Here is a 12,401-nt window from a genome sequence, read left to right on the forward strand (position 1 = left end):
TGGATGCCGTCCAGGAAGTCGGTATCTCTGAGGGGTGAAAACTCTCTCCAGAATCGGAATCGCATCCTTCGCGGTCGCCGCAGTGGCCGCCTCCGGCCTGCTCGTGGCGCCCGCCCCGTCCGCCTCGGCGCACGGCTACGTCGGCGGCAGCACGTCATCGCTGATCTCGCGTGCGGCGTGGTCGGCGAACACCGACCGCGGCAGCGTCGCGTACGAGCCGCAGAGCCTCGAGGCCCCGAAGGGCTTCCCTGCCGGCGGTCCGGCCGACGGCCAGCTCGCCTCGGCGGGCGGCCTGTTCGGCGGCACGCTCGATCAGCAGTCCGCCACACGCTGGGCCAAGAACGTCGTGCAGGCGGGACCCGTGCAGGTCTCATGGACGCTCACGGCAGCCCACCGCACCGCGCAGTGGCGCTACTTCATCACCAAGCAGGGCTGGGACCCCAACGCACCGCTGGATCGCGGCGACCTCGAGCCGCTCGCAACGTTCGACGGTCGCGGCGAGATCCCCAGCGTGCCGACCACCCACACGCTCAGCATCCCGTCGGACCACACCGGCTATCACGTGATCTACGCGGTGTGGGACATCGCCGACACGACAAACGCCTTCTACAACGCGATCGACATCGACGTGCGCACCGGGGGAGCTGTCACCACTCCGCCGACCACCACCCCGCCCGTGACGACGCCGCCGGTGACGACGCCGCCGGTGACGGAGCCCACGACTCCGGCTACGCCCGCAGCGCCCGCCGGCGTGCACTCGATGGGCCGCACCGCGTCGAGCGTCGACCTCATGTGGCGGAGCGCTGCGGGCGCGACGTCGTACCGCGTCGAGCGGTCGGTCGACGGCGTCACCTTCGCCGCGGTCGGCACGTCGACGAAGGCGCGCTACCTCGACACCGGCCTCGCCGCGTCGACGACCTACCAGTACCGGATCGTGGCCGTGTCGGCGGCGGGTGAAGCGGCGAGCTCGATCTTCACCGTGACGACGAACCCGGCCGCGGTGCAGCCGACCACCCCGACCACGCCGACCACTCCGAGCACGCCCACCACCCCGACCACGCCCACCGGTGAGGTCGCAGCGTGGAACCCGACCGGTTCGTACACCCGCGGCGACCTGCGCCAGCACAACGGCGTGACCTACCGCGCCGTGCAGACGCACCGCGCGTGGGGCGACCCGTCGTGGATCACGGCCCTGTCGCTGTGGCAGCCCGTGGCGCACAGCCACTGACCCGCACCGTCGATCCGTTCCGACGTCGCCCTCCCGGTGCTCCGGGAGGGCGACGTCCGTTCCGCGGCGAATCGCCGCGCAGTAGCGTGGATGCCGTGAGCACAACGCCCTTCCCCGCATCCGTGTACGCCGCCCGCCTCGACCGGGCATCCGCCCTCGCCGCGGACGCCGGCCTCGACGCGATCATCGTCGGCCCCGGTCCCGACCTGCAGTACCTCGTGGGCGTGGAGGGCGACACGATCGAGCGTCTGACCGCCCTCGTGCTCGGACCGGGCATCGCGCCGACCGTCGTCGTTCCGCGCATGGAGCTCGCGAAGGTGCGCAGCACCGCCGTCGGCGAACTCGGCCTCGCCGTCTCCGACTGGGTCGACGGAGACGACGCGCATGCGCTGGTCTCCGACATCATCACCGCGGCCACCCGCGTCGGCGTCTCGGACGCACTGCCTGCCCTGCACGTCATCCCGCTCGCGGATCGGCTCGGTCTGCGCCTGGAGCTCGCCACGCCCGTGCTGCGTGAAGGACGCATGATCAAGGATGCCGACGAGATCGCCGAGCTGCACCGCGCCGGCCGCGCGATCGACGCCGTGCACCGCCGGGTTCCCGAGTGGCTGCGCGCCGGACGCACCGAGCGCGAGGTCGCGGCGGACATCGCCGAGGCGATCGTCGCGGAGGGGCACCGCACGGTCGAGTTCGTGATCGTCGGATCGGGCCCGAACGGCGCCGACCCGCACCACGAGGTCTCTGACCGCGTGATCGAGGACGGCGACGTCGTCGTGGTCGACATCGGGGGAGCGGTGCCGAGCGGCTACAACTCCGACAGCACCCGCACCTATGTCGTCGGCACGCCCGAGCCCGCGGCGGCCGAGCGCATCGCGGTGCTCGTGCGGGCGCAGCAGGCCGCCGTCGACGCCGTGCGGCCGGGAGTCACGGCCGAGCAGGTGGATGCCGCGGCGAGGACCGTGCTGACCGAAGCCGGTCTCGGCGACGCGTTCCTGCACCGCACCGGGCACGGCATCGGCGTCTCGGTGCATGAGGAACCGTACATCGCGCCGGGCAACGACCTGGTGCTGCGCGAGGGCATGGCGTTCAGCATCGAGCCGGGGATCTACTTCGCGGGGGAGTGGGGTTCGCGCATCGAGGACATCGTCGTGGTGACGGCCGACGGATGCGAGCGACTCAACGTCGCCCCCCACGGCCTCACGGCCGTCTGACGGGGGCGACGCCGGGGCATCCGCCGTCGTCACCGCATCCGTTCGGGGGATCTCCGGGTCGGGAGGAGGAATCGCTGCGATTCCTCCTCCCGAGCCCGAGGTCTCCCGCCGAGTCGGGTGCGGGGGTCAGCCCTCCGAGCGGCGGCGCCGGACGAACAGCACGCCGCCCGTGGCGAGCAGGCCGAGCATCAGCACGATCAGCGCGATCGGCACCGCCCCACCCGTGCCCGCGAGGCCGTCACCCGTCGACGCAGCGGCCGTGACCGTGAGCGCACCCTGCGCGCTGAGTCCGGATGCTGCGCCCTGGGCGACCAGCGTGTGCTGTCCGACCGGGGTGTTCGCCGGGATCGTCACCGTCGTGCGGAACGCGCCCGAGCCGTCGGCCGTGACCTCGGCGAGGCGCACCGGCTCCGAGAAGAGCGTGATCGTGATGAGCTCGCCGGCGCCGAAGCCGCGCCCGACGAGCTCGACCGTGCCGCCCTGCGCCACGCGCACCTGGCCGATCACGAGCTCGGCCTGCAGCACCGGGGCGCTGCGGACGTCGATCGTCAGCGGGGCCGAGGTCGACGGGCGGAAGGCGGTCTCGTCCGACGGGACGAAACGGGCCGTGTAGGTGTGCTGCCCGGAGGTCGCGATCGTGACGTCGGCCGTCGCGACTCCCGCGGAGACCCCGGCCGATCCGACCACGACGTCGCCCTCGAGGAACTCGACCTGACCGGCCGCACCGGCGGGCTTCACCGTGGCGATCAGCGGCACCGATTCTCCGGCGACGGGGTCGTCGGATCCGGCCTTCAGGGTGACCGAGGTGTTCTTCGGAGCCCTCGGATCGCCGACGACGAGGAGCGATGCCCGCGCCTCGACCTTCGAGACGTCGCCGAGCGCGACCACCGGGTGGTCGCCGTCGACGGCTCCGCTCGGCACCGTGATCGACCCGCTGATCGACCCGTTCTGCTCGGCCTGCACGACGACCGGCTGCTCGTCGTCGATGCGGAGCGCGACGCTCTCACCCGGCGCGAAGCCGGTTCCGGTGATCGTGACCGTGTCTCCGGGCGCCGCCTGCTGCGGTGCCTGGATCCGGGGCTCGTACACGGGCACCGGATCCGCCACGACGATGGTCAGCTGCGTCGACGCCGACTTCACGCCGTCGTCGGCGGTCACCGTCACGGTGTAGCTGCCGGCCTTCGCGTAGGTGTGCGTGCCCTGCACCGCACCGTCGGTCACGTCGACCGCCGAGACGGGGGAGCCGTCACCCCAGTTGATCACCGTCGACGTCTCGCCGAGACCGCCGGTGACGGTCGCCACGGTGGCGTCGAACTCGACGCCCGTGACCTGCTCGTCGACCGTGCCGGCCGCGACCGACAGCTCGGCGGCGGCGCCGCGGTCACCGTCTGACGCGACCGCGAACACGTGCACGCGTCCGTCGTTCAGCGAACCGGATTCCTTCGGCATCGTCAGCGACTCGACCACCTTCGGCGCACCGTTCCCGTCGACCGCGAGGGCGATCGGGGCGGTGGCGTAGATCGCCGTGTTCTTCACGCTCGACTCCGCTCCGGTTCCCGAGAGGCGACCCTCGGAGATCGTGAGCACGGTGTTGCCCTTGTAGGGGTTGCCCGACGCGCCGACCCAGTCGCCGAAGCTGATCGTGACGGTCTGGGTGCTGCCGTCGGTGAAGTGCAGCACGGCATCCGAGTCGCGGTTGCTCTCGGTGGCGGTGCCGACGAACGCGATCTGCGTGGCACCGGTGCCCAGCGACAGCTTCACCGTCTGACCCTCGCCCGTGATGTTGTCCGGCGCACCGGCCGGGACGGCGGGCAGGTCGTACGTCAGCGTCGTGCCCGGCACGGTCAGGGTCTGGCCCTGCACGAAGCCGTCGGCGTTGAGCTTGTCGCGGAAGTAGCCGTGGCCCTGCGAGTCGCAGTTGGCGGCGGTGACCCCGAGGTCGCCGATGCAGACGTTGTTGAAGCCTCCGATGAGGGTCTCGTCGCGGAACACCTCGATCGACGCGGTGGCCTGGGCTGCCGCGCCCGACGAGTCGCGCACGGTGATGACGGGCGAGTACGTGCCCGGTGCCGTGAACGTGTGCGGCGCGCTGACCTTCCAGCCGCCGAGCTCGTCGCGGGTGAGGGTCACGTCGTCGACCGCCTCGCCGTCGCCGTAGTCCACGGTGACGTCGTAGCCCGACGCGTCGGTCTCGGTGCCGACGATCGTGGCGAGCGACCCCGAGAACGCGGTGCCGACGGCGACGCGCTGCGGAGCGCCCGCGGCGATCGACAAGCCGTCGGCCGCGGATGCCGAGGCGAACAGCTCGACCTCCGAGAGAGCCAGCGTCGATCCGCCGCCCTTCAGGGCGAGCTTGACGCTCGTGTATCCCCCGGCGGTCTGCGTCGTGAACGGTCGGGTCTGCGAGTCCCACGTGAAGGTCTGGCCCTCACGGCTGTCGAGCTCGGTCCACGTCGTGCCGTCGAGCGAACCGGAGAGCGTCCAGCTCGCGGGAGCGGCCGCTTTCGACGCGCTGGTCAGCGTGTACTGGCCGATCGAGACGGGACCCGACTGGGACGTCCACACCAGCTCGGCCGAGTCGCCCTGGAAGGTGACGGTCGAGTTCATGTTGTCGTCGACGAGCGAGCCGACGGGTGTGCCGTCCGCCGCGGCGAGCGAACCGCGTCCTGGCTTGGTCGCGTCGACGAGCGTGGTGGGCACCTCGAGCTTCTCGGTGAGGTCCTTGGCACCCCAGGCCTGCGGGGTCGTGCTCATCGTGAAGTCGAGGCGGCCTCCTGCGCGCAGCAGGTCGCCGTCGAACGTCGTCTCGGTGATCGGCTGCCCGTTGAGGCTCACGCCGCCCACGTAGTCCGCGCCGGCCGATGCGCCCGGCGCGTTCACGACGAGGTCGGTGCCGCCGATCGACAGCGTCGCGCTGTCGAAGAGCGGCGTGCCGATCGTGTAGTCGCCGGAGCCCACCTCGAGCGGGTAGAAGCCGAGGGCCGAGAAGACGTACCAGGCCGAGAACTCGCCGTTGTCCTCATCGCCCGGGTAGCCCTGGCCGATGTCGGAGCCGACGAAGAGGCGGTCCTGGATGTCGCGGATCAGCTCCTGCGCTCCCGACGGGTCGCCGGCCTCGGCGAGCACGTACGGGATGTGGTGCGCGATCTGGTTCGACATGCCCAGCATCCCGAGCCGGACGTCGCGTGCTTCGCGCGCCTCGTGGATGCCGGAGTAGTCGGCCTTCTCGCGGACCGTCAGGAAGTCGTGCATGACGTCGAGCAGACCCTGACGGCCGCCGTAGAGCGCGGCGAGTCCGTCCACGTCGTGCGGGGCATGGAAGCCGAACGTCCACGCGCTGGCCTCGGTGAACGCACCGCCCCAGGCCTTCTTGTCGAACTCGGCACCCGAGGTCCACGAGCCGTCGGCGTTCCGCGAGGTGAACGTGCCGGCCTCCGGGTTGAACATCTCGACGTAGTGCTCGGCGCGCGCCTCGAAGTAGGTGGCCTCCTCCTTCAGCTGCTCGACGCGGTCGGCCGGGGTCGCCGGGTCCTCCGACAGCTTCTTCGCCATCTCGGCGATGCCGAAGTCGTTGATGTACCCCTCGAGCCCCCACGATGCGCTCTCGTGCGTCGTCGCCTCGGTGTAGCCGAGGAAGATCGACTGAGCGAGGCCCTTCCGTCCGACGGCGTTGGATGCCGGCAGCACGGTGGCGTTCTTCACGGCGGCGTCGTAGGCCTCGAGAGCGGTGTCGGTGTCGAGGGCCCCCGCGAGGTACGCATCGGCGAACGCGACGTCGGAGCTCGTGCCGGTCATGAGGTCGGCGTAGCCGGGGGACGACCACCGGGCGACCCATCCGCCGTCGCGGTACTGCTGCACGAAGCCGTCGACGAGCTCTTCGGTCACGTCGGGGTAGAGCAGCGAGTAGAGCGGCCAGGCGGTGCGGTACGTGTCCCAGAAGCCGTTGTTGACGTAGATCTTGCCGTCGACGATCTTCGCGTTCGTGCGAGTGTCGCTCGCGCTGCCGCTCGTCGCGGACACCGGGCTGGCGTACTGGTAGACGGGGTCGGCCTTCGACCCGGTGTTCTCGAACTGCGAGTTCGGGTAGAGGTTCAGGCGGTACAGGCTCGAGTACAGGGTCACGAGCTGGGTGTCGGTCGCGCCCTTGACGTCGTGGATCACGCCGAGCCGGTCGTTCCAGGCGTCGCGCACGGCGGCGTGCGCCTGCTCGAACGAGACGCCCTGCAGCTCGAACTCGTGGTTCTTCTTCGCCTGGTCCTGCGAGATGAACGACGACGACAGCCGCAGCTCGACGGTCTTGTCGCCGCTCGTGTCGAAGGAGGCGTAGCGGGCCGTGCCGTTGCGGTCGCCCTGAGTGGTCGCTCCGGCGTTCAGCGGCGCCTTGTCGAACGTGCCGTACACGAACATGCGCGTGCGTCCCGGCCAGCCGGATCCGCCGTCGACCCAGCCGGAGACGGTGTCGCCGTTGATCTGGAGCTTCGAGGAGTTCACAAGCTGGTCGATGAGCACGGAGCTCGTGTCGCCGGTGAACTCGAAGCGGTAGATCGCGCCGTGGTCGGTGGCGGTCACGGACGTCTGGATGCCGTTGTCGAACTCGACGCTGTAGATGTCGGGCCGCGCGGTCTCGTTCTCGTGGTGGAACGCGAGCTTGCGGTCGTTGAGCGACGAGGTGGGGTTGCCGTTCGCGGCGGGGAGCACGGCGATCTGGTTGCGGTCACCCATCCAGATGCTCGGCTGGTGCGAGAAGCCGATGCCGTTGAGGGCCGGGAGGTTCTGCGCGTTGTTGGCCCGCTGGTACTGGTAGATCGTGCCGACGTTGTCGGCGTTGGTCATCGGGGTGATGAAGTTGAAGCCGTTCGGCCACGCGGTCGCCGGCAGGTTGTTGCCGCGCGAGAAGCCTCCGGTCGAGTTCGTACCCCGGCGAGTGTCGACGTACGAGACGAGTCCGTCCGTCGTGTCCAGCTGCTCTGCTGCGCCGATGCTCACGTCGTCGAGCCAGCCGCTGAAGGCGGTCGCGCCGGTGGGCACCTCCACGCCCTTCACGTCGGTGCCGGGGTGGTCGTAGCGGAAGAGGATGTCGTCGATCGTGCGGCCGGCGAACGCGCCGAGGTCGATCGTGACCTTGTTCCACTGGTTCGGCCAGAGCACGTTCGCCTGGCCCTGGGCGCGCGCGTTCGCGCCGTAGCCGTAGGAGTCGGTGGCATCGCCGGCGGACAGCGTCGATCCGTCGTCGAACGTCAGGTCGACCGCCACGAAGGTCGCGGCGTAGGTCTGCTCGCCGTCGAGCACGGGGAAGACGAGGTACGACAGCTCGCTGTCTTCGGCGACGTCGATCGCGACGTCGTCGTAGAGCACGCTGGTCGAGGAAGCCGGCCCCGCGTCGAGGTGGCGGCCGACGTACTGCAGCGCCTTCGTGCCGGAGAAGCCGACGCCGGTCTTCGCGGTGTCGGAGCTCGTCGGGCCGTTGCCGACCTGCAGCATGAGGTCGCCGGGGGCGGGGGTCGCGCCGTCGACGGCGATCGGCTCCCACCCGGCGAGCTGCACGATGTTGGCGCTGGGGGTGCGCGTGGCGAGCACGTCGAGGCGGTAGTAGAGGTATTCGGCGCTGGGGGCGGCGAGCTCGAACGTGCGGGTCTCGCCGCGTCCGGAGAAGAGCTCGCCGGTCCGCTGGTCGACCGTGACCCAGTCGGTGCCGTTGGTGGAGCCCTGCACGCGGAAGTCCTTGGGGTCGCGCTCCTGCGCGTCGTTGCCCGAGGTGAGGGTGTACCGCACCATGGGCTGCGGGGTGCCGAGCTGGTACTGCACCCAGCCCGTGTTGGCGAAGGCGAGCCACTTCGACGAGGCGTTGCCGTCTGCGACGAACGCGGCGGCCTCGTTGGGGGCGTTCTGGGCGGATGCCGTGACCGCTGTCACGTCGCCGAGCACGCTGCCGGGGGCGAAGCGGCTGCCGGTGACGTTGACGGGCTGACCGGTGCCGGTGAGCACGGGGGCCGCGTCGCCGGACTCGAAGGACGAGGCGAAGGTCGTCTCTCCGGCCGCCGAGGCCGCCGTCGGCGTCATCATGCCGAGCCCGACGGCGACGGCGACTCCGGCCGCTGCCCAGGATCGTCTGGCGGATCGGTGGTTCCTCGGGCTGGGGACCCTCATGGTTGCTCCTCTAACTCCACTACGGTGTGTCGCTGATGGGGTCCTCACCGACTCCGACGCCGGGATGACCGATATATGACATCGCTGTCATACGCTGGACGCTATCACAGCGATCGCGACCGGCGAAAGAGCTCGGTTCCGATCGGCAGCCGCCATAATGAGCTATCCGCGTTCGCGGGCGACAAGGGGATGCATGACTCGCACAGAGACCGGCGCGACACCGCGCCCGACGCTGGCCCAGGTCGCCGAACGCGCGGGGGTCAGCCTCAAGACAGCATCGCGGGCGCTCGGCGGGGAGTCGTACGTGAGCGAGAAGACGCTCGCGAGCGTCCTGTCGGCCGCCGCGGAGCTCGACTACCAGCGCAACGCAGCGGCGAGCCTCCTCGCGAGCGGACGCCTCGCGGCATCCATCGGCCTCATCACCGGCGACTTCACGAACCCGTTCTACTCCGCGCTCGCACAGGCCGTCGAAGACGAGATCCGCCCCCGCGGCATGCACCTCTCCGTCGCGAACTCGCGCGAGTCGGCCGAGCAGGAGCAGCGCGTCGCCCGCGACCTCGCCGACCGGCAGACCACGGCCGTGATCACCGTCTCGGCCATGACCGATCACAGCGACTACGCGCAGCTGCAAGCCCGCGGCATCCCCGTCGTCTTCGTCGACCGCCCGGCCGAGAACCTCGCCGCCGACTCGGTCGTCTTCGACAACCGCGAGGGAGGGCGGCTGGCGGCCCAGCACCTCCTGGATGCCGGACACCGCCGCATCGCCTTCATCGGCGACTACGCCTGGCTGCCCACGTATCGCGAACGCCTCGCGGGCATGGGCGACGTGCTCGACCCCGCCGACGCCGATTGGCGCCGGCTCCTCCGCACCGACGCGCACGACGCGGCATCCTCCCGCGCGTGCATGCGCGAGCTGCTCGCCCTCGACGAGCCGCCCACCGCCGTCGTGGCCGGCAACAACCGCATCCTGCTCGGTGTCATGGAAGCCGTCGCCGGGCATCCCGACCGGCCGGCCGTCATCGGCTTCGACGAGCCGGAGTGGGCGCGCGTGCTCGGGGTGAGCGTCGTCTCGGGAGACATCGAGGCGCTGGGGCGCCAGGCCGCCCGGCTCGCGGTCGCCCGTCTCAGCGACCGCACGCGCCCCTACGAGAGCGTCACCGTCCCGATGCGACTCGTCGCCCGGGCGTCGACCGGTTCCTGACCGCCACACCGGACGGGATGCCGTCGGCGTCAAGACCCTGTCGCCGAGCTCTTCTTCGCGCGAGACTGCCGTCATGACGAAGGGGAGAGACAGCGCCGACGGTCCGGAGCGCACGGCGGACGGCCACCACGTCGTCATCGACGGTCGTCGGTGGCGGGCCACCGACCCGAGCATCCCCGACACCTTCCGCCAGGAGCTCGTCGACGAACTGATGTCCGCGCGCCGAGCCGTCAAGGCGTCGGAGTCCGATGCTCGCCGACGCGTCGACGACGCTAAGACCGCACTCGGCGAGCGCGGCATCCCCTGGTGGGAGGAGCGCTCCGGCGAGGACTTCGACGAGCGCATCGCCGCCGCCATCCGCACTCTCGTGCGCAAGCGCGCCGAATCGTCGATCTGCCCCAGCGACGTCGCCCGCACCGTCGGCGGTGAGTCATGGCGGACCCTCATGCCCGATGTGCGGCGCGTCGCCGCCGAGCTCGCCGACGACGAGCAGGTCGTCGTGACGCAGAAGGGAGCGGCGGTCAGCATCCGCGACGCCCGCGGCCCCGTGCGGATCGTGCGGGGCCCGGCGCTCTGACCCTCCGTCATCCTCTCGCTCGCCCGTGGACCGGGATGCCGTCAGCCGGCGTCCGCCGGACCGCGCCCCGCGTCGAAGTTCTCCGCGTAGCGGGCGCGTGCCTCCTCCAGGAGCTCGTCGGCGAGGATCGCGACGGGTTCGACATCGCGGAGCAGCGGTTCGCAGTCGGGGCCACGACCGCAGACGACGCCGCTGAGGATCCAGGCGAATCGAGAGGGGTCCTTCTCGGCCAGGTGACGGTACTGCGACAGCTGCCGTGCGAGCCAGTCCTCGAGGGGGCGCGTCCACCACTCCTCGGCATCCAGCGGGTTCACCGAGAGCCCTGGGAGTTCGAGGCCGCTCTCACTGTCGACGCTGCTGCGCTCGGCATCCTTCTCGGGCCCCTCCGAGTAGCGCACGTAGAGTCCGGGGCAGGCACGCACCACCGCGGCCAACTGGGCGAGATGCTGCACCCGTCGGAGGTCGTCGTGCGCGGGGGGCTGCGGATTCGGGGGCACGTCGGTGTGCGATCGGTGAGGCATGGGCCGACCGTACGAGAGCGCTCGATGCCGAACCGAGGGGATTGACAGGACGCGCACTCGTCCGGCCGGGAGCGTCGCCCGGCGGAAGGAAGCCCGGGAGCATATTCCCGGGGAGAGCACCGAGTCAATGCCCTGCGGGACAGCCACAGCCGATCGATAACCTCAGGCACCCCAACGCACCGTTACGGAGGACATCATGAGTGACACCGCGCGCGTCGAGCGCTACGCAGGAACCCCCATCCAGAAGACCGCCCTCATCGTGGGCATCGTCTTCCTCCTCGTCGGCATCGCCGGCTTCATCCCCGGACTCACGCACTCCGCGGAGCACCTGCACGGCGCGGGAGCCGGCTCCGAAGCTCATCTGCTCGGCGTCTTCCAGGTGTCGGTGCTGCACAACTTCGTGCACCTCGCCTTCGCGGTCGCCGGCATCGCGCTGGCCGCACGTGCCCGGGCGGCCAGGCTGTACCTGATCGTCGGCGGCGCCGCGTACCTCGTCGTCTGGATCTACGGCCTCATCGCCGTCGGCAACGACCAGCTGAACTTCATCCCCGTGAACAACGCCGACAACTGGCTGCACCTGGTTCTCGGCATCGGCATGATCCTGCTCGGCGTGTTCGTCTCGCGCGCACCCCGTGTGCCCGGCAACGACGGGCGCGCAGCCCGGGCCTGATCACCGACCACCCAGCGGGAATCCGAGCCGGGGTCAGCTGCGACCCACGCGACGAGCGTGAGCCACGGCGGCCCCGGCTCCGTCATGCCAGGGCTCGCCGTGTCCGGGAAGCAGCGTGGGCGCGGACGAGGCGAGGAACGCGTCCAGGTCGCTCAGGGCCCGGCCGCTGTCGGCGGTCGCCGCTCCCGCCACGATCCGCGGCCCTGTCCTCCCCGTGTACGGGTCGAGCGTGACGATCGCGTCGCCCGTCATCAGCACCCCCAGGTCCTCGAACCAGAATCCGCAGTGACCCTCGGTGTGACCGGGGGTCCAGAGGGCCGTCGGCCTGCCCGGCGCCTCGACGGCCGTCGCGTGGTGCACGGTCGGTGCGGCCTCGACACCGCGCACTCCGAGGGCCCCCTTCGCGGTCATGGCCAGCAGCGTCGGCACGGCCTTCGGATAGCGGAACGGGTACGTGATCCGCGCGCGCTCGTGGGCGTAGCGGTACGGATGCCGCGCCAGTCGCTGGTCCCGCGGATGCACGTGCACCGGGGTGCGCCGCTCCGAGACGAGGCCGTGCGCCATCCCGACGTGGTCGAAGTGCGCGTGGGTGAGGATGATCGCGTCGATGTCGCCTCGATGGGCGCCGAGGTGCGCGAGGAGGTCGTCGAGGAGCGGCAGAGTGCGCGGCAGACCAGCGTCGACGAGGGTCATCCCGTCGCTCGTCACGACGAGGTAGCAGTTCACGTTCGCGGTCTCGAGGCGGTACACGCCGTCGGCGATCGCGGTCCATCGGCTTCGGATGCTCATGGCCCCACGGTGCGGCTCGGTCGTCGCGGACGCAGGAGCCTTGCCGGATGCCGTGCG

At 70.8% G+C, this 12,401-nt stretch carries 8 protein-coding genes; 5 read left to right on the forward strand and 3 right to left on the reverse strand.

Annotated elements, in window-relative coordinates:
* Positions 1 to 34: 34 nt before the first annotated feature.
* Complete coding sequence (locus tag MRBLWO14_RS09125; protein WP_341936135.1) at positions 35 to 1,228, forward strand: lytic polysaccharide monooxygenase; 1,194 nt, start codon at positions 35 to 37, stop codon at positions 1,226 to 1,228.
* Positions 1,229 to 1,323: 95 nt separating this feature from the next.
* Positions 1,324 to 2,439, forward strand: a complete 1,116-nt coding sequence (locus MRBLWO14_RS09130; RefSeq protein WP_341936136.1) for a Xaa-Pro peptidase family protein — start codon at positions 1,324 to 1,326, stop codon at positions 2,437 to 2,439.
* A 126-nt stretch (positions 2,440 to 2,565) separates the two neighbouring features.
* Here the strand turns inward: MRBLWO14_RS09130 and MRBLWO14_RS09135 are convergent, their stop codons facing one another.
* Positions 2,566 to 8,586 (reverse strand): GH92 family glycosyl hydrolase, encoded by a 6,021-nt coding sequence (locus MRBLWO14_RS09135; RefSeq protein ID WP_341936137.1) that lies wholly within the window; start codon positions 8,584 to 8,586, stop codon positions 2,566 to 2,568.
* A gap of 193 nt (positions 8,587 to 8,779) precedes the next feature.
* Here MRBLWO14_RS09135 and MRBLWO14_RS09140 point away from each other — a divergent pair, with 193 nt between their 5' ends.
* Together MRBLWO14_RS09140 and MRBLWO14_RS09145 are read left to right on the forward strand one after the other, a co-directional pair.
* Entirely contained in the window at positions 8,780 to 9,787 is a 1,008-nt protein-coding gene (locus MRBLWO14_RS09140; protein ID WP_341936138.1) for a LacI family DNA-binding transcriptional regulator, read from the forward strand.
* A gap of 73 nt (positions 9,788 to 9,860) precedes the next feature.
* Positions 9,861 to 10,364: a DUF3253 domain-containing protein gene (locus MRBLWO14_RS09145; protein WP_341936139.1), complete on the forward strand. Its 504-nt coding sequence runs from the start codon at positions 9,861 to 9,863 to the stop codon at positions 10,362 to 10,364.
* Between the two features lie 41 nt (positions 10,365 to 10,405).
* Here MRBLWO14_RS09145 and MRBLWO14_RS09150 read toward each other — a convergent pair whose 3' ends face one another.
* Positions 10,406 to 10,885: a DUF6098 family protein gene (locus tag MRBLWO14_RS09150; protein WP_341932850.1), complete on the reverse strand. Its 480-nt coding sequence runs from the start codon at positions 10,883 to 10,885 to the stop codon at positions 10,406 to 10,408.
* A gap of 196 nt (positions 10,886 to 11,081) precedes the next feature.
* Between MRBLWO14_RS09150 and MRBLWO14_RS09155 the strand changes: the two genes are divergently transcribed.
* A complete protein-coding gene (locus tag MRBLWO14_RS09155; protein ID WP_341932851.1) occupies positions 11,082 to 11,555 on the forward strand; it encodes a DUF4383 domain-containing protein in 474 nt (157 codons plus the stop codon).
* 33 nt (positions 11,556 to 11,588) lie between these two features.
* On the opposite strand, the gene MRBLWO14_RS09160 is transcribed toward MRBLWO14_RS09155, so the two are convergent.
* Positions 11,589 to 12,344 (reverse strand): MBL fold metallo-hydrolase, encoded by a 756-nt coding sequence (locus MRBLWO14_RS09160; protein WP_341932852.1) that lies wholly within the window; start codon positions 12,342 to 12,344, stop codon positions 11,589 to 11,591.
* Positions 12,345 to 12,401 lie beyond the last annotated feature (57 nt).

The organism is Microbacterium sp. LWO14-1.2 (assembly GCF_038397715.1).
Taxonomy (GTDB): Bacteria; Actinomycetota; Actinomycetes; order Actinomycetales; family Microbacteriaceae; genus Microbacterium.